Annotated in this window: 27 protein-coding genes; 17 read left to right on the forward strand and 10 right to left on the reverse strand. The window is 40.3% G+C overall.

Annotated elements, in window-relative coordinates:
- Positions 1-5: 5 nt before the first annotated feature.
- The 9 genes from LU635_RS05620 (at position 6) to LU635_RS05660 (ending at position 9,906) form a co-directional block, all read left to right on the forward strand.
- Positions 6-1,655, forward strand: a complete 1,650-nt coding sequence (locus LU635_RS05620; protein ID WP_240097076.1) for a protein BatD — start codon at positions 6-8, stop codon at positions 1,653-1,655.
- The gene (locus LU635_RS05625; RefSeq protein ID WP_240097078.1) at positions 1,655-2,659 is read left to right on the forward strand and encodes a vWA domain-containing protein; all 1,005 of its coding nucleotides are present in this window, start codon (positions 1,655-1,657) and stop codon (positions 2,657-2,659) included. Before LU635_RS05620 ends, LU635_RS05625 begins: the two co-directional genes overlap by 1 nt.
- Complete coding sequence (locus LU635_RS05630) at positions 2,660-3,724, forward strand: VWA domain-containing protein (protein WP_240097080.1); 1,065 nt, start codon at positions 2,660-2,662, stop codon at positions 3,722-3,724.
- Positions 3,684-4,580 carry a tetratricopeptide repeat protein gene (locus LU635_RS05635; protein ID WP_240097082.1) on the forward strand — a complete coding sequence of 299 codons (897 nt, stop codon included), beginning with the start codon at positions 3,684-3,686 and terminating at the stop codon, positions 4,578-4,580. The genes LU635_RS05630 and LU635_RS05635 overlap by 41 nt, the downstream gene beginning before the upstream one ends.
- 51 nt (positions 4,581-4,631) lie before the next feature.
- Positions 4,632-6,389: a BatD family protein gene (locus tag LU635_RS05640; RefSeq protein WP_240097084.1), complete on the forward strand. Its 1,758-nt coding sequence runs from the start codon at positions 4,632-4,634 to the stop codon at positions 6,387-6,389.
- Between the two features lie 2 nt (positions 6,390-6,391).
- Positions 6,392-7,141 (forward strand): tetratricopeptide repeat protein, encoded by a 750-nt coding sequence (locus tag LU635_RS05645; protein ID WP_240097086.1) that lies wholly within the window; start codon positions 6,392-6,394, stop codon positions 7,139-7,141.
- Between the two features lie 147 nt (positions 7,142-7,288).
- The gene (locus LU635_RS05650) at positions 7,289-7,510 is read left to right on the forward strand and encodes a hypothetical protein (RefSeq protein WP_240097088.1); all 222 of its coding nucleotides are present in this window, start codon (positions 7,289-7,291) and stop codon (positions 7,508-7,510) included.
- Between the two features lie 128 nt (positions 7,511-7,638).
- Positions 7,639-9,213 (forward strand): SulP family inorganic anion transporter, encoded by a 1,575-nt coding sequence (locus LU635_RS05655; RefSeq protein ID WP_240097090.1) that lies wholly within the window; start codon positions 7,639-7,641, stop codon positions 9,211-9,213.
- 69 nt (positions 9,214-9,282) lie between these two features.
- A complete protein-coding gene (locus LU635_RS05660) occupies positions 9,283-9,906 on the forward strand; it encodes a carbonic anhydrase family protein (RefSeq protein WP_240097092.1) in 624 nt (207 codons plus the stop codon).
- A gap of 84 nt (positions 9,907-9,990) precedes the next feature.
- On the opposite strand, the gene LU635_RS05665 is transcribed toward LU635_RS05660, so the two are convergent.
- Positions 9,991-10,521, reverse strand: coding sequence for a CvpA family protein (locus LU635_RS05665; protein ID WP_240097094.1), 531 nt, complete (start codon positions 10,519-10,521; stop codon positions 9,991-9,993).
- 45 nt (positions 10,522-10,566) lie between these two features.
- On the opposite strand from LU635_RS05665, the gene LU635_RS05670 reads away from it, so the two are divergent.
- From LU635_RS05670 to LU635_RS05685, 4 genes are all read left to right on the forward strand, one after another.
- A complete protein-coding gene (locus LU635_RS05670) occupies positions 10,567-10,920 on the forward strand; it encodes a hypothetical protein (RefSeq protein ID WP_240097096.1) in 354 nt (117 codons plus the stop codon).
- A gap of 3 nt (positions 10,921-10,923) precedes the next feature.
- The gene (locus tag LU635_RS05675; RefSeq protein ID WP_240097098.1) at positions 10,924-11,628 is read left to right on the forward strand and encodes a hypothetical protein; all 705 of its coding nucleotides are present in this window, start codon (positions 10,924-10,926) and stop codon (positions 11,626-11,628) included.
- A gap of 66 nt (positions 11,629-11,694) precedes the next feature.
- Positions 11,695-12,714, forward strand: a complete 1,020-nt coding sequence (gene pheS / locus LU635_RS05680; RefSeq protein WP_240097100.1) for a phenylalanine--tRNA ligase subunit alpha — start codon at positions 11,695-11,697, stop codon at positions 12,712-12,714.
- Between the two features lie 172 nt (positions 12,715-12,886).
- The gene (locus tag LU635_RS05685; protein WP_240097102.1) at positions 12,887-13,282 is read left to right on the forward strand and encodes a hypothetical protein; all 396 of its coding nucleotides are present in this window, start codon (positions 12,887-12,889) and stop codon (positions 13,280-13,282) included.
- A 72-nt stretch (positions 13,283-13,354) separates the two neighbouring features.
- On the opposite strand, the gene LU635_RS05690 is transcribed toward LU635_RS05685, so the two are convergent.
- Entirely contained in the window at positions 13,355-14,026 is a 672-nt protein-coding gene (locus tag LU635_RS05690; RefSeq protein WP_240097104.1) for a hypothetical protein, read from the reverse strand.
- Positions 14,027-14,158: 132 nt separating this feature from the next.
- A complete protein-coding gene (locus LU635_RS05695; protein ID WP_240097106.1) occupies positions 14,159-15,154 on the reverse strand; it encodes an NAD(P)H-dependent glycerol-3-phosphate dehydrogenase in 996 nt (331 codons plus the stop codon).
- 356 nt (positions 15,155-15,510) lie between these two features.
- Between LU635_RS05695 and lysM the strand changes: the two genes are divergently transcribed.
- Complete coding sequence (gene lysM / locus LU635_RS05700; protein WP_240097108.1) at positions 15,511-16,014, forward strand: peptidoglycan-binding protein LysM; 504 nt, start codon at positions 15,511-15,513, stop codon at positions 16,012-16,014.
- 136 nt (positions 16,015-16,150) lie between these two features.
- On the opposite strand, the gene nadD is transcribed toward lysM, so the two are convergent.
- The 4 genes from nadD to LU635_RS05720 all read right to left on the reverse strand — a co-directional run bounded on the left by nadD (position 16,151) and on the right by LU635_RS05720 (position 19,228).
- The gene (nadD, locus tag LU635_RS05705) at positions 16,151-16,735 is read right to left on the reverse strand and encodes a nicotinate (nicotinamide) nucleotide adenylyltransferase (RefSeq protein WP_240097110.1); all 585 of its coding nucleotides are present in this window, start codon (positions 16,733-16,735) and stop codon (positions 16,151-16,153) included.
- Complete coding sequence (gmk, locus tag LU635_RS05710; RefSeq protein ID WP_240097112.1) at positions 16,732-17,319, reverse strand: guanylate kinase; 588 nt, start codon at positions 17,317-17,319, stop codon at positions 16,732-16,734. The genes nadD and gmk overlap by 4 nt, the downstream gene beginning before the upstream one ends.
- Positions 17,320-18,177 (reverse strand): YicC/YloC family endoribonuclease, encoded by an 858-nt coding sequence (locus tag LU635_RS05715; RefSeq protein ID WP_240097114.1) that lies wholly within the window; start codon positions 18,175-18,177, stop codon positions 17,320-17,322. It lies immediately after the preceding gene.
- Positions 18,178-18,262: 85 nt separating this feature from the next.
- Entirely contained in the window at positions 18,263-19,228 is a 966-nt protein-coding gene (locus tag LU635_RS05720) for a YheT family hydrolase (protein ID WP_240097116.1), read from the reverse strand.
- An 85-nt stretch (positions 19,229-19,313) separates the two neighbouring features.
- Here LU635_RS05720 and LU635_RS05725 point away from each other — a divergent pair, with 85 nt between their 5' ends.
- On the forward strand, positions 19,314-19,811 hold the full coding sequence (locus tag LU635_RS05725) for an acyl-CoA thioesterase (protein ID WP_240097118.1): 498 nt from the start codon (positions 19,314-19,316) through the stop codon (positions 19,809-19,811).
- A 4-nt stretch (positions 19,812-19,815) separates the two neighbouring features.
- Complete coding sequence (locus LU635_RS05730; RefSeq protein ID WP_240097120.1) at positions 19,816-20,460, forward strand: hypothetical protein; 645 nt, start codon at positions 19,816-19,818, stop codon at positions 20,458-20,460.
- A gap of 54 nt (positions 20,461-20,514) precedes the next feature.
- Here the strand turns inward: LU635_RS05730 and LU635_RS05735 are convergent, their stop codons facing one another.
- The 3 genes from LU635_RS05735 to LU635_RS05745 form a co-directional block, all read right to left on the reverse strand.
- Positions 20,515-21,414: a DMT family transporter gene (locus LU635_RS05735; protein WP_240097122.1), complete on the reverse strand. Its 900-nt coding sequence runs from the start codon at positions 21,412-21,414 to the stop codon at positions 20,515-20,517.
- Entirely contained in the window at positions 21,404-21,760 is a 357-nt protein-coding gene (locus LU635_RS05740) for an arsenate reductase family protein (protein WP_240097124.1), read from the reverse strand. Before LU635_RS05740 ends, LU635_RS05735 begins: the two co-directional genes overlap by 11 nt.
- A gap of 73 nt (positions 21,761-21,833) precedes the next feature.
- Positions 21,834-22,625: a DUF3298 domain-containing protein gene (locus LU635_RS05745; RefSeq protein WP_240097126.1), complete on the reverse strand. Its 792-nt coding sequence runs from the start codon at positions 22,623-22,625 to the stop codon at positions 21,834-21,836.
- 180 nt (positions 22,626-22,805) lie between these two features.
- Here LU635_RS05745 and LU635_RS05750 point away from each other — a divergent pair, with 180 nt between their 5' ends.
- Positions 22,806-23,948: a cystathionine gamma-synthase gene (locus LU635_RS05750; protein WP_240097128.1), complete on the forward strand. Its 1,143-nt coding sequence runs from the start codon at positions 22,806-22,808 to the stop codon at positions 23,946-23,948.
- Positions 23,949-23,985 lie beyond the last annotated feature (37 nt).

Raw genomic sequence — 23,985 nt, forward strand, 5'->3', positions numbered from 1 at the left:
TCAAAATGCAAGGAAAGTTTAAGAATACATATTTCAATTTTCATATCTCAGGTTGCCTGGGATTTCTGTTTTTTATAGGCTTATTCCTGGCGTCAACAAATGTTGAGGCTCAGTCACAGGTTTCAGCCTCGGTAGATTCCACGACCATCAAAATAGGGGAACAGATAAAATATAGCATTGAGGTGGAGACCGCCCCCGAAGATCTGGTTGTATTTCCTGAAGGGGAGACCTTTTCTCCTTTGGAACTTGTGGAATCTCTGGAAATTGATACCGTTCGCGAAAATGGTGGCTACCGACTTTTAAAAGAATATTTTCTTACCCAGTTCGATTCCGGTCGGTACGTGATTCCCGGGCAGGAAGTATTGATCGAAAGCAATTCTTTCTTTACCGATTCCATAGCGATAGAGGTAAATGATGTTGTGGTAGATACCACCAAACAGAAGCTCTATCCTATAAAACCATCGGTAGAAGTGCCACCAGGATTTAATATTCCAGACTGGATCTGGTGGCTGCTGGCAATTTTTATAGTAGCCGGACTTGTTGCCTATCTAATTATTAGGAAAAAGAGAAAAGCTGATGCAGAGCCTGAACTTCCGCCTTATGAAGAAGCCATGGCCGAGTTGGAAAAACTCGATAAATCACAGCTGCTTGAAAAAAGGGAGATCAAAGAATATTATTCTCAACTGAGCTTTGCAGCGCGTAAATACCTGGACAGGAAGATCTACGATCATGGTCTGGAAATGACGACCAACGAGCTTATTCTTTATCTGAAGGAACAAAAGCAGCAGGGAAAACTTCAATTGAACGAGGAGACCATTATGGACTTTAAACGTATTTTAGAGCGTGCCGACCTTGCAAAGTTTGCAAGATCAAAGCCAGATGTGATCACCGCAAAAGAAGATCGTTCAAAAACCCAGCATATAATAGATGATCTAAGAGCCTCTGTTCCCGAACCATCAGAAGAAGAACTACTTCATGATGAGGCATTTTTAAAAGAACAGGCAAGAAAGAGAAAGAAACGCCGTATTGTCCTGGGAGTGCTTATTGGGGTTGCTATTATTATAATTGGCGTTTCTGCGCTGATCGCTACCAAAGGATATACCTATGTGAAGGATACTTACCTGGGGCATCCAACCAAGGAATTGCTGGAAGGTGAATGGATAAGAAGTGAGTATGGATATCCGCCGGTATCGGTTACCACTCCCCAGGTGCTGGTTCGTGGTGAGATTGAAATGCCGCAGGATGTCCGGGAAATGATGGTGGGATCGGAAACATTCATTTATGGCAGTCTGCTAAGTAATTTCTATACTACCTTAAGCACCATTAAATTCAAGGGTGAGGTGAATTTTGATCTCGAGAAGGCCGTTGATGGAATTTATACGAATCTGGAGAATCAGGGAGCACGAAATATAATAATGAAGCAGGAAGAATTTACTACGTTGAGTGGAGCGAAAGGCTTAAAGGTCTTTGGAACTCTACAAGTGGAAAATCCTGTAAATGGCGAATCCATCCCTAATGAATATGTGATACTGAATTTTGCTGAAAGCGGAGGTTTTGAACAGGTCATGGTCATTTTTAATGAAAATGATCAGTATGCGAAAGAGATCTCTGAACGCATCATAAACTCAGTGGAAATAACTAATTTGAACGAATAATGTTTGCTAATTTCACATTTGAAAACCCGGAGTTCTTCTGGTTGTTCTTACTCCTTCCCCTGGCGGCAGCCTGGTATATATGGAAGCGAAATAAGCAAACGGCTGAACTTAAGATATCCAGTACTAAAGGTTTCAAGGTGAAATCGGGACTTCTATCGAAATTGAGGCCGGTTCTTTTCGTTCTAAGGTTGCTCGTACTTGCGCTCATCATTATGGCAATGGCCAGGCCAAGGACCGTTGATGTATCAACCCAGACCAGCAGTACTCAGGGAATAGATATTGTCATGGCCATTGACGTTTCAGCGAGCATGCTTGCCCGGGACCTTCAGCCAAACCGCCTAGATGCCTTAAAAGCTGTAGCCGAGGAATTTGTCAGAGACAGGCCGGGAGACAGGATAGGCCTTGTTGTTTACGCCGGTGAAAGCTTTACCAAAACCCCAATTACGAGTGATAAATCTATCGTTTTGGATGCTCTGGAAGATATAGAGTATAATGATGTACTGGAAAACGGTACGGCCATTGGGTCCGGGCTGGCTACAGCAGTTAACCGGCTAAAGGATAGTGAAGCTGAAAGTAAGGTGATCATCCTGTTAACCGATGGGGTGAATAATTCCGGGTTCATTGATCCTAACACAGCCAGTGAACTTGCGGTAGAATTTGGGATCAAGGTTTATACGATAGGGGTTGGAAGTAACGGTACTGCCCTTTCTCCAGTTGCTATTCTGCCTAACGGTAGGTTTCAGTTTGGAAATGTGCAGGTAGAGATCGATGAAGATCTGTTGAAGGAGATAGCCTCATCCACAGGAGGGAAATATTTCAGGGCAACCGATAATGAAAAATTGCAGGAGATATATGCTGAGATAGACTCCCTTGAAAAAACGGAAATAGAGGAATTCCGTTATTATAATTACGATGAGAAATACCGACCTTTAGTGCTTTTAGCCGGAGGGTTACTTTTACTGGAAGTCTTGTTAAGGCTCACTTTATTCAGAAGTTTTATATAAATGTTTGTACTGGAAGAAAAAATATGGTTTTGGTTATTGCTGGCAATCCCGGTGATCATTCTGTTTTTTCTGTTTCTGATCTTCTGGCAGAGCAGGACCAGAAAAAAATTCGCGGATTCTTCGTTACTGAAATTTCTCGCTCCTAACCGTTCCCGCTCCAAACCGATCATAAAACTTATTTTAATTCTCCTTGGTATAAGCAGTCTTGTGATCGCTCTGGTAAACCCTAAGATGGGCACCAAGCTGGAGACGGTTAAAAGGGAGGGCGTGGATATTGTTTTCGCGATAGATGTGTCTAAAAGTATGGATGCGGAAGACATTGCTCCCAGCAGACTGGAAAAGTCCAAACAGCTGGTAAGCCAGATCCTGAATACTTTGGGAAGCGACCGCGTGGGAATCATAGCTTATGCGGGTGGTGCATTTCCTCAGTTGCCCATTACCACAGATTATTCAGCCGCCAGAATGTTCCTTCAGGCCCTGAATACCGATATGATCTCTTCTCAGGGTACCGCTATTAGTGATGCTATAGAACTGGCTACTACCTATTATGATGACGAGCAGCAGACCAATCGTGTATTGTTTATCATTAGTGACGGGGAAGATCATGAGGGAAATGTGGAAGAAATCTCAATGCAGGCTGCAGAAATGGGAATTAGGATATATACTATAGGTGTTGGTACCGAAAAAGGTGGTCCTATTCCAATCAAGAGAAATGGAGTTATCCAGAACTATAAAAAAGACAATCAGGGTGAAACCGTAATAACCAAGCTGAATCCTGGTACCCTTCAGGAAATTGCAAATTCGGCTGATGGAAGTTATATTGAAGGGAATGTGACCAGTGAGGTGACTGACAGGGTGACAGAAGAATTGCAGAATATCGAAAAGACTGAATTTGAAGCAAAACAGTTTGCCGACTTCAAATCTCATTTTCAATGGTTCCTTGGAGTGGCTTTGGCATTATTATTTCTTGATATTTTTGTACTTGAACGCAGTACGGCCTGGTTAAGAAGGCTTAATCTCTTTAATGAACGCAGGAAGAAAGGCGAAAAAGATGATGCAGAGTAAGACTAAATATTTAATATTAACGGGATTTTTCATCCTGTTTGGGCTATCCATGAATGCCCAGGAAAATCTAAAAAAACAGCAACGGGAGTCTAACGAATTTATTGCGGAAGCCCAGGATGCCTTATCAGAAAATAATTTTGCCAGTGCCGAGGCTTCCTATAGAAAAGCAATTTCAAAAGACCCTTCCAATATCAATGCAAAGTACAATATGGGAAATTTGTACTACGGAAAGGAGAAATCTGTAAATGCCGAACACAGATTAAAAGAAGCTGCTGAAATTGCTGCAACCAAGGAAGAAAAACATCGTATATATCATAACTTGGGAAATTCTTATATGCAGCAGGAGAAATATCAGGAGGCTGTAGATGCCTATAAAGATGCGCTGCGCAATGATCCTACTGATGAGGAGACTAGGTATAATCTTGCCTTAGCTAAGAAAAAACTGGAAAAAGAAGGACAGGGTCAGGATGAGAACCAGGACGAGAATAGCAAGGACGATCAGAACGAAGATCAGAATCAGGATCAGCAGCAAAAAGATCAGAATAAGGATGGTGAAGGAGGAGATGACCAGAATCAGGATCAAAAGCCTAATGATGAAGGCGAGAATGAGAAGGATAAGAAAGAAGGCGATGAAAACGAAGACAAACAAAAAGATAAAGGAGACGAGCAGCAAAAGGATCAGGGAGAAGGCGATAAAGAAAAGCAGCAACAACAAAGACCTGCTCAGGGACAGCTTTCACCGCAGCAGATAAAAAGTCTGTTAGAAGCTATGAATAACGAGGAGAAAAAGGTTCAGGACAAAATAAATGCGGAAAAAGCCAAGGGTGTAAAAGTAAAATCTGAAAAGGACTGGTAACATTCCGGTCTATTGTTCGACAAAAAAGATTGACTGTATAGGAGGAAAAAGATGAAATTGAAGTATTTGATTTTAGGTTTTTTATTGTTCACAGCCGGCCTTGTACAGGCCCAGGTTAGGTTTGAGGCCAAAGTGAGCAGGGAAAAGCTGGGAATTAATGAACGGCTTAGGGTTGATTTCGAAATGAATGAGGACGGTGATAACTTTAAACCGCCATCTTTCGACGGATTTACCGTTGTGGGTGGGCCTAACCAGAAAATTAGCACCAGTATCCTTAACGGGAAGATGGAATATTCCAAAACTTATAGTTTTTATCTTCAGCCTAAATCAAGAGGGAATCTTACCATAGGTCAGGCCGAGATCGTGATAGATGACAAGACCTATAAGACCTCGCCTCTGACGGTAGAGATCACGGCAGCTGTAGATAAACCCACCGATGGCGACAATACCGAACTTATTGCCGAAGATAATCTGCATCTGGTGGCAGAAGTTTCCAAGAATAATCCTTATTTAAACGAAGCAATAACCATTGTATACAAACTGTATGTGAGTCCGCGGGTGAGTGTAAGCAACTGGAGAGAGCTGGATAGCCCAAAGTACAATGATTTCTGGAGTCAGAGTATAGATATTCAGCAGCTAAGAGTTGAGAACGGGGAATACCAAGGGGAACCATACCGCTATGTTATTTTAAGAAAGACGATTCTCTATCCTCAGAAAACCGGAGAACTGAATATCGAACCTTTAACTCTTTCAATCGCTGTAGATGTGCCTAGTGAAAGAAGGGATATTTTTGGTAGTCGTATATACAAAACCGTTAATAAGACTGTCGCAGCCGATAATAAAAAAATTAATGTAAAATCTTTGCCCGATGGTAAACCTGCGAACTTTACCGGGGCGGTAGGGAAATTCGATTTCAATGTCACTGCCAGCAAGAATGAACTGAATGCCGGGGAAAGTCTGCAGGCAAAAGTGGAGGTTCGTGGTAACGGAAACCTAAAATTATTCGACCTTCCAGCTCTTTCGGCTCCTTCCTCTCTGGAAATGTACGATCCTGAAAGAAGGGAGAATGTGAATACCAACCTGAACGGGATGCAGGGTAGTATTTCTGAAACCTATACCATAGTACCCACCCGTAAGGGGAAATATCCGATTCCGGCACTTTCGTTTTCCTACTTTGACCCTTCAACAGAGACCTATAAAACGACCAGTTCTGAAGAGATACTTGTCAACGTAGATAGAGGGCCGCTTGCTGGAAATGAACCCTCGGGAATTTCCGGAGTTAATAAACAAAAGCTTGCTCTATCTGGCGATCAGTTCCGTTTCATAAAACTGGATACGAATCTCAGACCTATAAATAGTGATAGCTTTCTGGGGTCTGCGGGTTTCTGGAGCGCGCTTATCCTGCCACTGGCCGCTATACCTTTATTCATCCTTTTCGGAAAGAAACGAGAAGAAAGAGCAAGAGATGTAAAAGGAAACAGAATTAGAAAAGCCGATAAACTAGCCAGAAAATATCTTTCGGAAGCCAAAAGAAATCTTGGTGACCAAAAGGAATTTTATCTGGCCCTTGAGCGATCCATGCATAATTACCTGAAGGCGAAACTGCGAATTCAGACAAGTGAGATGAGTAAGGAAAGGATAGAAGCCTTGCTTATCGAAAGATCGGTAGACCAGCAGACCACCGCCGATTTTATCTCTTTGCTGGAAAGCTGTGAGTTTGCCAGATATACACCGGCTTCTTCAGACGCTATGCAGCATGATTACGAAAAGGCAGTAAATGTAATTTCAACTCTGGATAAACAATTATAGTGATGAAAAAGTTGATCTTATTAAGTTTTTTACTATTAAGTGTCGCAGGGATTTCGCAGACGGAAGGCCTTTTCGAAGAGGCAAATTCAGCCTATCAACAAGGGGATTATGAGGAGGCTGTTTCAAAATATGAGGAGATCCTTGATAACGGGCAAACCTCGGCAGAGGTATATTATAACCTTGGCAATGCATATTACAAGCTTAACAAGGTTGCCCAGAGTATATTTTATTATGAAAAAGCACTACAGCTGAAACCCGCCGATGAGGATATTCAGAATAATATCGAGTTTGCCCGGAATATGACCATAGATGATATTGAAGAAGTGGAGCAAACGGGAATAAGCCACTGGATAAATGGTCTTATTTCTATTTTTGGTTTTTCTACCTGGGCGATCCTGGGAATTTCCTTTTCGGTATTGTTTGTTATCCTGTTCCTGCTTTATTATTTTTCTCACCGGCCACTTTATAAGCGAATTCATTTTGGCGCCTCAATGGCCAGTATTATTTTATGTATCCTATCTGTGATTTTTTCCTTCCAGCAGCGGTCCTATATTGAAAATAATCAATATGCTATAATTTTCAGTGAAGAAGCTGAAGTAAGGGATGAGCCGAACCTTCGGGGAGAAAGCAGTTTTGAATTACATGAGGGGACTAAGGCTCGGGTACTTGAAGACTACCAGGAATGGTCCCGTATTGAACTTGCAAATGGTGCACAGGGATGGATAAAAACCAATGATCTTCGAAAGCTATAGGAAAAATTGATATGGTTTTAACAATTTAGTATGGTTTTCTATTGCTGATTCTTTAAAAATTCCTCTATTTTTGCCGCCGTGAAGTTATTCTCATACATATTAGCTTTTATATTTATCATTTTCCTGTTTACGCCAACTGTGGTGTCTTTGATCGACAGGAATGTGGATATCTCTATTGCTTATAATGTGAATGAGGAAGAGAGTTCTTCAAAGAACCAGATCACTTTTGAATATAATATTGAAGAAATGGATTCCAACTATAAAAGCATCCATTTTCTTCAAACCAGGAAAACTGATGGTCATTACTACAAAGAGAATGGTTATAAGGTTTTTTTGTCCATTTCTTCTCCACCTCCTAAACACGCATAATACGCCTAGTTTTTGATTACGATGTAATCGCCTGGCCATCTGTTATTCAATGGATTGGCTATTCATTATTTTTTAAAAAATCTAATCGCAGGTAATAAAGATAATACCTGTGAAATCAATACTGTATTATGTTCAAACAACTTAATAAAGATTTCCCGGCAAGTATTGTCGTGTTTTTTGTGGCCATTCCGTTATGTTTAGGGATTGCCTTAGCCAGTGGAGCACCGCTTTTTTCCGGATTAATCGCCGGAATTATTGGAGGTATCGTTGTAGGCGCAATTAGTGGCTCTAGTGTAGGTGTTAGTGGTCCTGCTGCCGGACTAGCCGCGATTGTACTTGCAGCCATTTCGAATATTGGCTATGAAAACCTTTTATTAGCAGTGGTTATCGGGGGAATTCTCCAGATAATATTCGGTCTTCTTAAAGCTGGAATTATTGGTTATTATTTTCCAAACTCTGTGATCAAAGGAATGCTAACAGGTATTGGGATCATCATTATCCTAAAACAAATTCCTCACTTCTTCGGATATGATAACGCTCCACAAGGTGACTGGGCTTTTTTCCAGGTAGATGGGGAAAATACCTTTTCAGAAATATTTAATATGCTGAATAATGTGAGCCCGGGGGCAACCATTATCGCAATTATAGGGATGACAATTCTTGTGTTATGGGAAGCAGTACTTTCTAAAAAAGGCAAATTTTTCAAATTGGTACAGGGGCCTTTAGTTGCCGTTGTAGCTGGTATCGTATATTATCTTGTAACCAAAGATTCAGAAACTTTCGCGATCTCAGCAGATCATCTTGTGAATGTGCCTGTACCGGATAGTTTTGACTCATTTGTTGGCCAGTTCACTCTGCCTTCCTTTGAAATGATAGGCACCATGGAGATATGGGTCGTTGGTTTCACGATAGCCCTGGTTGCCAGTCTGGAAACCCTTCTTTGTGTTGAAGCGACAGATAAGCTGGATCCTCATAGAAGAACTACCCCTACAAATCGTGAATTGTTTGCACAGGGAACCGGTAACGTATTGTCTGGTTTAATAGGAGGTTTACCAATTACTCAGGTTATTGTAAGGAGTTCTGCGAATATCCAATCTGGAGGTCAAACAAAACTATCTGCTATTTTACATGGATTTCTTTTGTTGATCTCAATTTTAATCATTCCAAATATTCTGAATTACATTCCACTTTCGGTTTTGGCAGCGATTTTATTCCTGGTTGGATACAAGCTTGCAAAACCGGCACTTTTCAAAGAAATGTATCTGAAGGGTTGGAAGCAGTCTGTTCCTTTTATTGTTACGGTCATAGGAATAGTTTTTGGAGATTTGCTGATAGGAATCAGTTTAGGTTTGTTAGTAGGAATTGTCGTGATCCTTATAAAAAGTTACCAGAATTCTCATTTCCTTCATATTGAAAATGTTGAAGATGGAGGTAAGACTGTGAAAATGACCCTGGCTGAAGAGGTTACTTTTATTAATAAGGGAGCTATTATGAAGGAATTGAATAAGCTTGAAGAGAATTCTTATCTTGTGATGGATGTTAGTAAAACGAGGTATCTGGATAATGATATAGTTGAAATTCTGGATGATTTTAAAGTCAAGGCAGAAGAGAGAAATATCGATATTAAGATAATCTCTGAAAGAGGGATTATAGAAAATCCGAAAAGTTATTACGAGTTTTTCCAGAAACCAAAACCAGCTTAAAAGTAAAATCTAAAAGGTATCTGGATACCTTGGAAATTAAATGAAGTTTAAAACCTAAAAAATAAAATTATGATTAAAGACATTATAGATAAAGAAAAGCAATCAAAACTTAGCCCGGATGATGTTTTAAAGGATCTTATGGCTGGAAACCAGAGATTCACAGAAAACAAAATGAATGAAAGAGATTATTCCAGCCAGATCCAAAAGACCAGTGGAGGGCAATGGCCCCAGGCGGTTGTATTGAGCTGTATAGACTCAAGGGTTCCCGTTGAAACAGTCTTTGACCAGGGCGTTGGAGATATATTCGTTGCTCGTGTGGCCGGAAATTTTGAGAATATGGACATACTTGGGAGTATGGAGTATTCCTGTAAGGTGGCCGGGAGCAAACTTGTATTTGTTCTTGGACATGAAGCATGCGGAGCCGTAAAGGCAGCCTGTGACCATGTGGAGCTTGGAAATATAACCCACTTGCTTAAGAATATCGAACCTGCGGTTGACGCTACGGAAACAGATGGGGAAAGAAGTTCGAAAAATGATTCTTTTGTTGCCGATGTGGTAGAGAATAATGTAAAATTAACGATGCAAAGAATCAGGGAAAAGAGTCCAATCCTCAAGGAAATGGAAGACAAAGGAGAAATAAAAATAGTAGGCGGGGTTTATTCCATCTCTAACGGTAAAGTGGCACTTTTATAATTCTCGGATAGATCTTTAGCTGTAGTATGCTAATAGAAAAATGAAAGAGTTTATTAGATCCGGCTGTTAATCCAGCCGGATTTTTTATATAAAATCTTCCTCTTCATCATCATTTAAAAGATCCCTTTCCTTTACCTGTTTTATGATTGAAGGCAGTATTATCGGGGCAATGCCTTCTACGGGTTCATAAAGTACCGATTCTTCTATGGTTCTGTCTTCCACGATCTCTATCCTTTCATTCGTAGCCTTAAAGAACATAATGATCACACTGGCCACAAAGGCTGATTTCAGTATTCCAAAAACACCGCCGAGCAGTTTGTTCACCACTCCTAAAGCGGCAAAAGCCGCAACTTTGGTTAACATCCTACCGGCAAGGGAGACCAGGAAGACAATAAGGATAAAAGTAACAGCAAAACTGATAAGGTTTATATACTGTGGTTTCCATTCTACCTGGTTGGAGAGAAAGTCTCCAAGAAAATGGGAGAAGTGTACGGCGCCGTATATTCCGGCCACAATCCCTACCAGCGAAGCCAGTTCGGCCAGCAGTCCCCTGAAGAAGCCCCGTACCAGTCCGTACAGAAGCACAAGGCTTAAGATAATATCCACGGTATTCATATATCAAATATAACAATTATTAAATCTAGATGGTATCTTTGCAGCATGGCAAGAGATGAACAATTAAAAGAGAGGTGGGAGAAGGTCCAAAAAAAACTTTCTACCCAGTTTGCTGATGGAGAATTAATGGAGCTGGATGCTATAATTTATCTTATTGGAGTACAGGAATTAGGGCAGCCTCACCGACGATATAAAAAGGACCATAAGATAGATCTTATGCATGTAGCTATTTGTACATTGCTGGAGCCATATGGTTATTATGAATTCGATTTTTATGATGACGAAGGCTGGCCACATTTCAAGGTCAAGGAAGAGTTACCGGTACTTAAAGCCGGGGAGCAGACGGTTCTCATGAAAGAAGCTATAGTGCATTATTTTCTTGAAAAAGAATATATTTAGTAGATGGTGCCACTTTTGTATTTTCTTTCCTTTCCCGGAGATAGCGGGCCTATCTATCAGGAGACTATACCCGGAAGACTGCCTGTAGAACCTTTCAATACCTACAGTAATCTGTTCTTTCTTATTATTATCATTTATTTTTCCGTAAGGGTTTATAGTGACTACAAGAATCACCGATTCCTCGCCTGGAGTCTCCCCATTCTTTTTCTGGGATTTATAGGGGGGACAGTCTATCATGCAACGCGCAGCCATGATGTATGGATGTATATGGACTGGCTTCCGATTGTTGTTCTAAGCCTGGCTGTGTCAGTCTACTATACTATTAAACTAAAAGTTACCTGGAAAAACAGGTTGCTTCTCATAATGATTATCCTGTTTTTGGTTTTCGGAATAAGGCTGATCCCATGGGCACAAAGTCTTAAGACTTCAATTGGTTACCTGGGAACTGCACTTGGGCTGTTACTGCCTATTCTAACCTATTTCTATACTACCAAACTCTATCATTGGGGTTATATACTTCTGGCCTTTTTGAGTTTTGGCTTTGCCTTAGGTTTCAGGATCCTGGACAGGTTTATTTATCTTATGCCGATGGGGACACACTGGTTGTGGCATTGCTTTGGTGCCTTATCGGTTTTCTTCCTTATTAACTATATATACCACGATAAATTGCCTTCTGAAAATAGTGGCAAACCAGTGAAAACCGAATAAGCCTTTATTATGGGCCGGTTTAGGATTAAATTTTATTAAATTTGCGCTTCCGAAAAGAAATCACCTATGATCGATAAAATTAAAGGGCATATTGCTGAGGTTGAAAGATTTAATGCTAATACGAAAGACGAAATCGAAGCTTTTCGAATCCAATATCTTGGAAAAAAAGGCATTTTGAATGAGTTCTTCGCAGAGTTCAAAAACGTTCCTAATGAGCAGAAAAAGGAATTTGGTCAGGTCGTGAACGAACTTAAAACAGTTGCCCAGGAAAAGGTAAACTTTCTCAAAGAAGAACTGGAAAAGACTCAGGAAGAAAAAGGTGTGTATGGAGATCTTTCCAGGCCGGCAGAACCGGTAGAAATAGGTTCACGTCATCCAATATCTATAGTTAGGAACCAGATTACCGAGATCTTTTCTAATATTGGCTTCAACGTATCTGAAGGTCCCGAAATGGAAGATGACTGGCATAACTTTACGGCCCTGAACCTTCCGGAATACCATCCGGCAAGGGATATGCAGGATACTTTCTTTATTCAAACCGATCCCGATATTCTGTTAAGAACGCATACTTCATCGGTGCAGGTAAGATATATGGAAGAGAATAAGCCACCAATCAGGACAATCTCTCCAGGCAGGGTGTTCAGAAATGAAGCCATCTCGGCCAGATCTCATTGTATTTTCCATCAGGTGGAAGGCCTTTATATAGATAAGGATGTTTCTTTTGCAGATCTTAAGCAAACTATCCTATATTTTACTAAGCAGCTCTTCGGAAAATCAAAAATTCGCCTGAGACCCTCATATTTTCCTTTTACCGAGCCAAGTGCCGAAGTGGATGTGTACTGGGGCCTGGAGACAGAAACCGATTACAGGATCACCAAAGGTACCGGCTGGCTGGAGATTATGGGCTGTGGGATGGTAGATCCCAACGTATTAAGGAACTGTAATATAGATCCGAAGGAATATTCCGGTTTCGCATTTGGAATGGGTATAGAAAGGATCGCTATGCTGTTGTATCAGATAGAAGATATAAGAATGTTCTATGAGAACGATCTGCGTTTCCTGGAACAGTTCAAATCGGCTTTGTAGTGAAGAAAAATGGGATCATAATACTTGCAATAATGGTCATAGCGGCAATCCTCTATGCTACTTTTGTAATTGCACTTATCAAAATTACTCTTGGTCTCATCTTAATAGCTATAACAATACTACTGGTATGGTTAATCTGGATTAAGATCAAAAGGAAAACGGAAGATAGATTTTGAAAAAGGATATTGAAATCCCCCAGGTAAAAGAGGTTTATGTAGCTGCTGTAAAGGAATTCAATGAAGAGTTCCAGTCAGATGAGTGGAATGTATACCTGATCAATAATTCGGAAATAGAACTTGAGATGGTACTTATCGTTTCCAGAGGTTATGATAAAAAAAGGGAGACTTCAGTCATGAGACATAAGATTGAAAAGCTGCCTTCAAAAAACTTCGCAAAAGTAGAATTCATCCAGGATGAGGTCCTGGCTCTGAACAATGAATTCAGAATAAGTTATTTTTCTGATTCAAAAATGTTCGATAAAAAGTTCACTTTTAAGAAGGACAGTATTAAAGAGAGGGCGCTTGGCGAAATCCCATTAATTCCCAGGCCGGGTATCCTGGCCGGGTAAAGGATATAAATGAGCTATAAAAAAGGCCCTGCAGTGAATGCAGGGCCTTTTTTATTAAACTAAATATAACTTTTAGTGCTCGTGTTCGTGATCAGAGTGATCAGTGTACTGGCCGGTTATCTCCTGTTCCGGATTCTCTATAATGATTTCTCCTTCCACAACAAGATTATTGTGTTCAAGATCATTATTGAATTCCATAGTGAATCCGTTATTTAAAATTAGATCACCCGTAACTATCAAAGTCCCGTTCAGGTTTAAATGACCGCCGTAATTGATTGTGAGGTCCTGTGGCTCTTCGTATGTACCAACCATCATAAATCCGGTTAGGTTTAATTCTCCGGAATGACGGATGTTAACTGATTTTTCAACGTTAAGTTCACCACAGATTGAAAGTATACCTCCAACGTTCAGCTTGTTAAGTTCAACAAGGCCGCCATATTCTTGAGGGTCAGATGAATGCGGTACCACAAGATTCTTTGAGCCAGTATATTCATCTAGGTCTGCGCAAATTTCGTGACCTTCAATCATCCAGTCTGGATTATGAATGGCGATCATCCAGTCCGGATTGTGGATAGCGATCATCCAGTCTGGATTATGGATCTTAGAAGTTACCTCATCGGTCTTGGTTTTCTCTTTAGAAATTGAAAGTTCTTCGACCTGGATCTCTTCAGAAACACTGTCTGTTTGACAGCCAGTTAAGGCCATGACTAAAGACAGGCATAAAACTAATAGTTTTTTGTTCATGATTACTTTGGTTAATTATAGATTTGGTAGTGTAAAAGTAATACATAAATTAACATATCTTGCAAAAAAGAACGTCAAAATGTATATAAACCAGAAACTTATAGTGTTAAACGTAAGAAAAAAACTACAATATTAATCTAATTTATCTACCAATTTGTTAAAAACCTTCTTAGGATTCTTGCCTTCGTAGAGTATAGCATAGACGGCATTGATGATAGGAGTTTTGGCTTTTTTTTCTTTATTTATTTTATAGGCACTTTCGGTAGCATAATATCCTTCTGCTACCATACTCATTTCCATTTGAGCACTTTTTACCGTATATCCTTTCCCTATCATGTTGCCAAACATTCGGTTTCGGCTAAAAATAGAATAACCAGTAACCAGAAGATCTCCCAGATACGCCGAATCATTGATATTCCTTTTCATTTTATGGACTTTCTTGATGAACTTCTTCATTTCCCTAATTGCATTGCTCATCAAAACACTCTGAAAGTTGTCTCCATATCCCAGGCCATGCGCTATCCCGGCAGCAATGGCATATATATTCTTTAACACGGCAGCGTATTCGGTGCCTATAACATCGTCGCTTATTTTACAGGTGATATAGTCACTTCCCAGATAACCCGCCACTATTTCAGCCTTTTTTTCATCCAGGCAGGCAACGGTAAGATAGGAAAGTCTTTCCAGAGCGACTTCTTCTGCATGACATGGCCCTGTGAGTACCCCAATATTTTCCATGGGCACATCAAAATACTGGTTGAAATGTTCGCCTACGATGAGACTGGTTTCGGGAACAATACCTTTGATGGCCGAAAATACAACCTTATCCTTTAATGGCATATGAAGTTTATCTAGTTCACGCTTTAGGAATGCAGAGGGAATGGCGAAAATAATATATTCAGAAGCTTCAACTACTTCATTGATGTCGTTACTGAGGTTGAGCTGGTCTACATCAAACTCTACAGAACTAAGATAATTAGGGTTGTGGTCCTGCTTTTTAATATGTTCAATGGCGTACACGCTGCGCATATACCAGTTCACCTTTTCCAGGTTTTCACACAACATTTTTACTATGGCTGTGGCCCAGCTACCACCACCAATCACACCAAAACTTGGGGTTCTATCCATATGATTTCATTCTGTGTTTCAAAAATAGTCAAATTTACAGGTATTTAAAGTTTTTCGTTTTTTTTCGTGGAATTTATTGGGAATTCTTCAATAAAAGCCACTTAAAACTTTAACAGTATAAGCTTCTTAAACATGCAATCTAACAGATCTAATTTCGTTATCTAATTGTTCTTCCTGTTCATCTTTTCATGAAGAACATTTTCTTAGTTTTTTTGGTTGGTTATTTAGTTGAAAAAACCGTTTCGTGAGAGGCGGTTTTTTTAATTTCAGAGGCTTTTTTGAAAACTTTAGCAGTGGTGCTTACCAATAACTAGGAACGCTTTTGTACATTTAAGTACTAACACTAAAGAATTGAGATGGGAATATTTTCTTTTATTAAAGATGCAGGAAAAAGGATCTTTGGGCTGGACAAGGCCAGAACCCAGGGTGCCGGGAAGACTGATAAACTTGAAAAGGAAGAAAGAAAGGAAAATGAAAAAGCTGCCCGAAAGCTGGAGCAGACAATTTTTGATCTGAATCTAAAAGTGGAAGATCTAAAAATTAGTATTGAGGATGATATGGCAGTGGTCTCAGGAAAAGCCCTGGACCAGTCAACCCGGGAAAAGATAATTCTGGTAGTTGGAAATTCAGAAGGGATTGCCCAGGTAGATGACAGGTTGGATGTAGAGAATGCAGAGCCGGAAGCAGTTTTTCATACGGTTGAAAGGGGTGATACCTTAAGTAAAATCTCAAAAGAACATTATGGCGATCCAAATCAGTATCCGTTGATTTTTGAAGCGAATAAACCAATGTTACAGGATCCGGATAAAATATACCCGGGACAGGTATTAAGAATACCGCCACTGGACCCTAAAAGATAAAAAAGACTGTTTAAGAATTTTGAGAATGTTAAACTGAGAGCAGTCGACGTTCTATAGCTTGTAGTTCCACCATGAAAAAAGTAGGATCAATCAGCTGAAATGAATATTCAAAACAGGTTTTTAAACAGTCTTTTACCTATTTATAAAAATTCATTTCATCTATATATTCCCACACTTTAGTATCCAGTAATGGTCTTACATTTTTGGAAGCTTTGATCGATTTCCTTATGAAGGTAGCAGAGATCTCTATTACCGGAGCATCGATCTTCTTTATTTTTGGATTATCCCTGAACTCAGGAGCCATGGAGCCCGAAGCTATTCTTGGGTAAACATAGATCTCATGATTTTCCAGTATTACCTCATAATTCTTCCATTTATGGAAGTTTTTCAGGTTGTCTTCTCCCATAATAAGACAGAACTGATTTGTTGGAAATTTTTCCTGAAGATGTACCAGCGTGTTGACCGTATAATTAGGTTGCGGAAGACCAAATTCTATGTTACTGGGTTTGAGTTTTTCGTAAGTCTCACAGGCTCTGTAAACCATTTCCAGCCGATGATGATTTTCCAGTAAACTGTTTTTCTTTTTATGCGGATTGTGAGGGGTCACCACGAGCCATACTTCTTCAAGGTCCGAGTATTCCGCCATATGATTGGCGATGATCAGATGCCCGGTATGTATAGGATTAAAAGTCCCAAAGAAAAGTCCTACTTTTCTATTCATTTTGCAGGTTTTTCAGCATCAACATAATTAGAAACCAGCTCATAAGCCTCTTCCAGCGCAACCTTAAGCTTGTTGTTTTCTATGATGAAATCGAACTGAGGTGCGGTTGCCAGCTCTATAGAGGCCTTTGCCACTCTCATATTTATCTTATCCTCGCTTTCTGTCTTTCTCTTTTTCAAACGTATTTTCAGCTCTTCTATACTTGGAGGTTTTACAAAAACAGCCAGGGTTCTGTCCGGATAAATGTTCTTGATATCTAATCCGCCAACTACGTCTATATCAAAGATCACGTGTTTGCCTTCTTTCCAGATGCGTTCTACCTCACTCTTCAGTGTTCCATAAAAATTATCGCGGTATACCTCTTCCCACTCCAGAAATTCATCATTTTTGATCTTCTGCTTGAAATCTTTTAGAGAAAGAAAATAATAATCCCTGCCATCTACCTCATTTTCTCTTGGTGCACGGGAAGTAGCCGAAATGGAAAAATCCAGTTTTAATTCAGGGTGCTTTAATAAGTGACGTACTATCGTTGTCTTCCCCGATCCTGACGGCGCAGAAAAAACGATAAGTTTCCCTTCGCTCATTTAGAGTACATTTAGAAGTTGTTCCTTTATTTTTTCCAGTTCGTCCTTCATCTGGACTACCAGTTGCTGCATAGGTGCATAATTAGACTTGCTGCCTATGGTGTTTATTTCACGACCTATTTCCTGGGAGATGAAGGCAAGCTTTCTCCCGTTAGAATCCTTAGTATTCAGGGTCTTCTGAAAATAATCCAGGTGATTGTCCAGTCTTACTTTTTCTTCGGTAATGTCAAATTTCTCAATGTAATAGACCAGTTCCTGTTCAAACCGGTTCTCATCCACCTGTTCTTTGATTTCATCGATTCCTTTTCTCAGTCTTTCCCGAACCGCGTCCACTCTGTCAGGATCCATTTTTATTACCTTTTCTAAAAGATCCTGGATATTGGTAATCCTTAGTTTCAGATCTTTTTCCAGGGCTTCCCCTTCATCGGTCCTAAAATTGTTGATCTCTTTTAAAGCTTCTTTTACGGCTTTCTCAATGGCATTGAATTCCTTTTCGTCGATTTCATCTCTTTCAGTTTTCAGGGCATCGGGCATTTTTACTGCCATTTTCAGAAGTTCTATCTCAGAGGCGTTCACGATATCCCTTAACTGGTCCATATAGTTTTTTACCGCTCCGGTATTTACATTGGTAGAGGTTTGCTCTCCCGTATACTCAACATATATGGAAAGATCTACTTTACCCCGGCCCAAAGAATTGGAGATAAGATTCCGAAGGTCCAGTTCCTTTTCCCGGTACTGGGAAGGAATGCGTGCATTCAGGTCAAAATTCTTGCTGTTTAGAGACTTTAGCTCTACGGTAATCTTTTTGCTGGGAATTTGTGTGATGCTTTTCCCAAAGCCTGTCATAGATTGAATCATGCCTGAATTTTAAAAGCTTGCGCAAAGATAATCAATTCTCTAGCATCTCCAATTTATAAGCAGGAGGAACGATACTTTGAATATTCTATATTCGGGATTCCATAAAATCTACAGCTCTTTTTTCGTGATAATAAATCGAAGTACTGGTCACAAAGCCAACATGTCCGCCATAAGGTGGAACTTCCAGGTATAAAAACTCAGATTCCTCTGCAAATTTGTAGGGATAACAATTTGGGGAGAGGAAACTGTCATTTTTGGCATTTATTAGCAAAGTGGGAGTATTTATGCCGGCAAGAAAGCCAATGGCACTTGCTTTTTTGTAATAATCGGAAGCATTTTTATAGCCATGTGCTTTGGAGGTGTACAGGTCGTCTATGTCCCTTAAGGAACTACAGGCCGCCACCTTTTTTTTGCTGATATAATCCGGAAATTTCCGGGCCCTGGCATATAGATGTTGTTTCAAATTCAACTCAAATCGCTTGGAATAGACAAAGTTTCTCATTCGGTTTATCGCTCCTAAAGAACCTTCCAGGTCACAGGGAACAGAGACTCCCGTAGCTCCTACAATTTCTTCAGGAATACTTCTGTTTTCCCCAAGATATTTAAGCATCATATTTCCACCAAGGCTAAAGCCTACAAGGGCAATTCTTGAATATTTTTTTAAAGACAGTACGTGGGTGACTACTTCAGCGAGATCGTCGCTGGCCCCGGCATGGTAACTGCGAAAATATCTGTTCAGTTCTTCGCTGCATCCGCGAAAGTTCATTGCTACAGCGTTCCAGTTTCTATGATTAAAGGCACGGGCCATACCTTTCATATAAGGTCTGCTAGCGTTCCCCGCCAGGCCGTGAAGAAGGATTACCAGTTTATCGGTATCCTTTTGTTTCGAAAAACTCCAGTCCAGGTCCATAAAATCTCCATCGCTCAGTTCAATACGTTCCCGTTCATAGAGCGGAAACTCCACTTTCCTGAGCGTTGCCGAATAGATCGTGGAGACATCAGCGTTTTTAAAGATCCCTGGCGGAATATAGTTTCCTGTAATTACCGGCATTTCTTTTTCAATTTTAGGATAAACTTAGGCAAAATAACTTATGCGTGCATAATATTAATTCCTAGCTTTGAATAAAATGAAGAATATGTACACAAAAAAGTTCGAAATAAGATGGAGCGACCTTGATGCCAACAGGCATTTGGCAAATTCGGCATTTATAAATTTTATGAGTCATACAAGAATGGGTTTTCTGATGGAGAATGGTTTTGGGCATAAACAGCTCTCCCATTATAATCTTGGCCCAATAGTCTTTTACGAGCATATCTATTATTTCAAGGAAATTTTTGCAGGAGAGCCGGTGACGGTGACTTTAGAATTGAATGGACTTTCGGAAGATGGAATGTATTTTGAATTTATTCATAACATATACGATCATAACGGAAAGAATTGTGCGAGCTGTGAGATGATGGGTTCCTGGATCGATCTGGAACAAAGAAAGCTAATCTCCCTACCTGAAGAATTATTCAAAAAACTGAATGGAACCCCTAAGTCGGGGAACTTCAGGGTATTGACGAAAGAGGATACGCGTAAATACGGAAAGAGGCCACAAAATCTTAGCAAAGAGGAACTGGAAAGTTTATAAACATATGCTTTCAAACAATATAAATGACATCTGGTATGCGTGTTATGGCTCGAATATCAGGGAGGAACGTTTCATGTGTTATATAAAGGGTGGAACTCCTCCGGGTGCGGTCAGGAATTTTGAGGGCTGTGCCGATAAGACCAGGCCCAGGCAGAGCAGGAAAATTATTATCAACAGGGAGATGTACTTCGCCAAAGAATCTGTTACCTGGAATGGTGGTGGAATTTGTTTTTTAAGGCCGGAAAAGGATGAGAACTTTGAAACCCTGGGCCGCAGTTACCTTATTAGTTCCGGACAGTTTAGGGACCTGGTGAGACAGGAACTTAAGTTTGAGGGAGAGATCCTTATCAATTTTGAAAGGTTGATCAAAGACGGGTATTACAATTGCATGAGCGATGGTCGTTATGGACTGCTATTATATCTTGGGGAAATGGAAGGTAAACCAATTGTGACCTTCACCAGTGAAAAATTTCTGAAAGCCGAAATAAATCAGCCAAATAGAGAATACCTTTCTACAATAATCCGTGGTTTAAAAGAAATCTATCAGATTAGTGATGATGATTTGGAGAGTTATTTCAGAAGTAAAAAAGGAATAAAAGATTGCGGCATAGAAAAAGAATTGCCGGAAATTATAATGGAACTGAAATAAGATCTGTAAGCTATTCCGGGTTCCAGCCTGTTATCAGGCGAAAATTTAAAATACTCAAGCCTTCGCTTTATTTTTTTTAACACTAACCATGTAAACCCCTGTAAACACCAGCATTGCAGCTATAACTTTTACTATGGTAAGGCTGTCTGCTCCAACCGCAATGGCAAATATAATGGCGATTAATGGCTGCAAATATATAAAGGCGCTGATGGTCGCTGCCGACAGTTGTTTTAAAGCGTAAATATTCAAAAGGTAAGTCAGAAAGGTGGTGCCTACCACTACATAGGCCATTTTCCAGATGGCATCAAACGGGAGTTCGGTCCACTCCACATTGGTAAACTCACCAATTGTTACCGGAAGGTTGATAAAAATTGCGATAAAGAAGAGCCATTTCATCAGGGTAATGGAACTGTATTTTGTGGTAAGGGGTTTTACCAGGATAAGATACAGCCCATATGAAAATGCATTGACGATGAATAGTATATTGCCCATTGGGACATCAGGAGCATTGACGCTTTCTTCATTGCTGAATAATACCAGCACCAGAGCACCGGCCATTCCTATCATTATCCCAAGGGTCTTCAAGAGTGTTATTCTTTCTTTTATCAGGATAGAAGCGAGTATTAAGACCATAACCGGAGACAGGGTGATGATCACGGAACTGTTGATGGGCGTAGACAGACTCAGTCCCTTAAAAAAGAAGAGCATATTGATCACCATTCCAAACATGGCACAACCCAGGATACGGGGCCAGTCGGAAGTTGCGATCTTCTCTGTGGGGGTAAACAGACTTATGATCCAGAACAGAATAGCAGCTCCGGTCACTCTCAGTAAAATAAATCCGAAGGGTTCAATATAAGTGGGCATAACTCCCTTGGCCAGGGTATGATTTATACCATAAATGGCACTTGCAGTAAATGCTGCAAGTATGGCAAGCGCCCTTTTATTGTTCATGAATGGATTCTTTGGCGGCCGCTACGGTCTTTTTTGAATTTCCGATGAATATTTTATCATTATTGATAATCACTGGTCGCTTGAGAAAGGTATAGTGTTCCAGAATTAGATTTTTATACCTGCCTTCATCAAGATCCTCGTTTTTGAGATCGCGTTCCTTATAAAGCCTGGCGCGCCGGCTGAAGAGTGCCTCGTAACTTCCTGCAAGTTCTTCCATCTCATCCAGTTGCTCCTCTGTGATTTTTTCTTCCTTTATATCCTGTATAATAAACGAAGAAGGCGGGTCAAGTTCTTTTAAAATTCTTTTACAGGTATCGCAGGTGGAAAGATGATATATTTTTTTCATGACAGAAAACTTTGCATACAAAGAACGGATTTTTCAGTAAACCGGGCTTTCTTTTTAAAAAAAGCTTCACATTTTAAACCTGGGTTTTGCTGCCTGAAATTTTAATAAATTCTTCTATTTCAGCCCTGGGATAAGTAAGAATGAAATTTCCGGAAGCATAGGGAGCGATCTCGTATGCATTGTAATGAAGTATTACCTTATCCTCTGTAATGCCTATGTTCTTTGGAAGGTGGAACTGGTCATTTTCAAAGAGCATTCCGGTACTGTTGATATTGCTGTTTTCAGGGATATCCTGTTTTTTTCTAAAATCCTTTTCTACAAATGCTTCGAATTTTTCGGTAAAAATATCTCCCGAATTCAGGTTTTTTCCACTGTCAGGATCGAAGTTTAGATAATCTATGCTTCTGTATCCGTGGGCTCCCCCCGTGAACATATCGGTATTGAACTGAAGGCAAATCACATTCTGATCCCGGTAGATTATTTTACCATTAATGGTGGCTTCCCAGGGGAGATTATATTCGGGAAATTCCATTGCCGTTTCCTTGTAATTGGCTATAAAATTCTCCACCAGTTCTTCCGGACTCTCCTTGCCTCCTTCTTCCTGGTAATCTATAGTGTTGCGCAAAAAATCCTGAATGGCCTTATTGATTTTTTCAACCTTACCTTCGCCTTTTTCTGCAACCGGAAAAGTAAGACTGATAAATGTACATTCACCTTCTTCGGGTGTGCAGTTATCCAGGCTCTTTTCTATGGTCCTGGAAGAAAATGAAAGGCTTTCATCAGTTTCTTTGTTGTTTTCTTTGGGTTCATCTGCGCAGGAAGCGAGCAGCGAAATGATGCTAAAAGCGATAAGGATTCTTTTCACGGGAATACTTGTTAAATAACATGCTAAAGGTAAAGGCAATTTTGTGATTGCCCAATAGGCTCACTACATTTGTTTTTCAAATTTTAGCAAAGATGGAAGTCCTTTATGGACGCTTACTAAAGAACCATTATATTGTTAGTCAGTAAAAAGGCGTAATAGTGGTTTTAATTATATTATCATATGAAATTTAACACGAAAACTATACATGGAGGTCAGGATAACGTAGACCCTGCCTACGGATCGGTGATGCCACCAATCTATCAAACTAGCACCTATTCGCAAAGTACTCCGGGTGGTCATAAGGGCTTTGAATACTCCCGTAGTGGAAATCCAACCAGGGCAAGCCTAGAAAAATCGCTTGCCAGTATCGAGAACGGAAATTACGGACTTGCTTTCGGATCAGGACTTGCGGCTATAGATGCTGTAATGAAACTTTTTAAACCTGGGGATGAGATCATTTCTACTAACGATCTATACGGAGGATCTTATCGATTATTCACCAGTATTTTTGAAGGTCTAGGTATCAAATTCCATTTCATTGGAATGCAGGACGCGGCTAAAATTGAGGACTATATCAATCCAAATACGAAACTCATCTGGGTGGAAACTCCAACCAATCCCATGATGAATATTATTGATATTGAAGCGGTTTCGGCTATTGCAAAGAAGAATGATCTTTTGCTGGCCGTAGATAATACATTTGCAACTCCATATCTTCAGCTACCACTTGATCTTGGAGCCGATATTGTGATGCACAGCGCGACCAAATACCTGGGCGGCCACAGCGATGTGGTGATGGGCGGACTGGTTGTGAAAGATGAAAAACTGGCTGAAAAACTGTATTTCATTCAGAATGCCAGTGGAGCTGTTTGTGGCCCACAGGACAGTTTTCTGGTACTTCGTGGTATCAAGACCCTTCATTTAAGAATGCAGCGCCATTGTGAGAATGGAGAGGCGGTTGCAAAATTCCTTAGGTCACATCCAAAGGTTGATAAGGTCTACTGGCCTGGATTTGAGGATCATCCAAATCATGATATCGCGAAAAAACAGATGAAAGGTTTTGGTGGAATGATCTCTTTCACCACCAAGGAAAACACCCTTAAAAGCGCTACCCAGATAGTGGAAAAACTTAAGGTCTTTACGTTGGCTGAATCTCTTGGAGGAGTGGAGTCTCTTGCCGGTCATCCTGCCACTATGACCCATGCTTCTATCCCTGCGGAAGAAAGGGCAAAGACAGGTGTTACAGATTCTTTGATTAGACTCAGTGTTGGAGTGGAAGATGAAGAAGATCTGCTTGCCGATTTGAAACATGCTATCGGCTAAGCTATTATGGATTTTCAGTAATTTGGAGCCCGGATTT

Origin of the sequence: Christiangramia crocea, assembly GCF_022410465.1 — a bacterium.
Taxonomy (GTDB): Bacteria; Bacteroidota; Bacteroidia; order Flavobacteriales; family Flavobacteriaceae; genus Christiangramia; species Christiangramia crocea.

Coding starts and splice junctions, on each gene's coding strand:
- LU635_RS05620 (WP_240097076.1), top strand. CDS start 6: ATGCAAGGAAAGTTTAAGAATACATATTTCAATTTTCATATCTCAGGT.
- LU635_RS05625 (WP_240097078.1), top strand. CDS start 1,655: ATGTTTGCTAATTTCACATTTGAAAACCCGGAGTTCTTCTGGTTGTTC.
- LU635_RS05630 (WP_240097080.1), top strand. CDS start 2,660: ATGTTTGTACTGGAAGAAAAAATATGGTTTTGGTTATTGCTGGCAATC.
- LU635_RS05635 (WP_240097082.1), top strand. CDS start 3,684: ATGAACGCAGGAAGAAAGGCGAAAAAGATGATGCAGAGTAAGACTAAA.
- LU635_RS05640 (WP_240097084.1), top strand. CDS start 4,632: ATGAAATTGAAGTATTTGATTTTAGGTTTTTTATTGTTCACAGCCGGC.
- LU635_RS05645 (WP_240097086.1), top strand. CDS start 6,392: ATGAAAAAGTTGATCTTATTAAGTTTTTTACTATTAAGTGTCGCAGGG.
- LU635_RS05655 (WP_240097090.1), top strand. CDS start 7,639: ATGTTCAAACAACTTAATAAAGATTTCCCGGCAAGTATTGTCGTGTTT.
- LU635_RS05660 (WP_240097092.1), top strand. CDS start 9,283: ATGATTAAAGACATTATAGATAAAGAAAAGCAATCAAAACTTAGCCCG.
- LU635_RS05665 (WP_240097094.1), bottom strand. CDS start 10,521: ATGAATACCGTGGATATTATCTTAAGCCTTGTGCTTCTGTACGGACTG.
- LU635_RS05670 (WP_240097096.1), top strand. CDS start 10,567: ATGGCAAGAGATGAACAATTAAAAGAGAGGTGGGAGAAGGTCCAAAAA.
- LU635_RS05675 (WP_240097098.1), top strand. CDS start 10,924: ATGGTGCCACTTTTGTATTTTCTTTCCTTTCCCGGAGATAGCGGGCCT.
- pheS (WP_240097100.1), top strand. CDS start 11,695: ATGATCGATAAAATTAAAGGGCATATTGCTGAGGTTGAAAGATTTAAT.
- LU635_RS05690 (WP_240097104.1), bottom strand. CDS start 14,026: ATGAACAAAAAACTATTAGTTTTATGCCTGTCTTTAGTCATGGCCTTA.
- LU635_RS05695 (WP_240097106.1), bottom strand. CDS start 15,154: ATGGATAGAACCCCAAGTTTTGGTGTGATTGGTGGTGGTAGCTGGGCC.
- lysM (WP_240097108.1), top strand. CDS start 15,511: ATGGGAATATTTTCTTTTATTAAAGATGCAGGAAAAAGGATCTTTGGG.
- nadD (WP_240097110.1), bottom strand. CDS start 16,735: ATGAATAGAAAAGTAGGACTTTTCTTTGGGACTTTTAATCCTATACAT.
- gmk (WP_240097112.1), bottom strand. CDS start 17,319: ATGAGCGAAGGGAAACTTATCGTTTTTTCTGCGCCGTCAGGATCGGGG.
- LU635_RS05715 (WP_240097114.1), bottom strand. CDS start 18,177: ATGATTCAATCTATGACAGGCTTTGGGAAAAGCATCACACAAATTCCC.
- LU635_RS05720 (WP_240097116.1), bottom strand. CDS start 19,228: ATGCCGGTAATTACAGGAAACTATATTCCGCCAGGGATCTTTAAAAAC.
- LU635_RS05725 (WP_240097118.1), top strand. CDS start 19,314: ATGTACACAAAAAAGTTCGAAATAAGATGGAGCGACCTTGATGCCAAC.
- LU635_RS05730 (WP_240097120.1), top strand. CDS start 19,816: ATGCTTTCAAACAATATAAATGACATCTGGTATGCGTGTTATGGCTCG.
- LU635_RS05735 (WP_240097122.1), bottom strand. CDS start 21,414: ATGAACAATAAAAGGGCGCTTGCCATACTTGCAGCATTTACTGCAAGT.
- LU635_RS05740 (WP_240097124.1), bottom strand. CDS start 21,760: ATGAAAAAAATATATCATCTTTCCACCTGCGATACCTGTAAAAGAATT.
- LU635_RS05750 (WP_240097128.1), top strand. CDS start 22,806: ATGAAATTTAACACGAAAACTATACATGGAGGTCAGGATAACGTAGAC.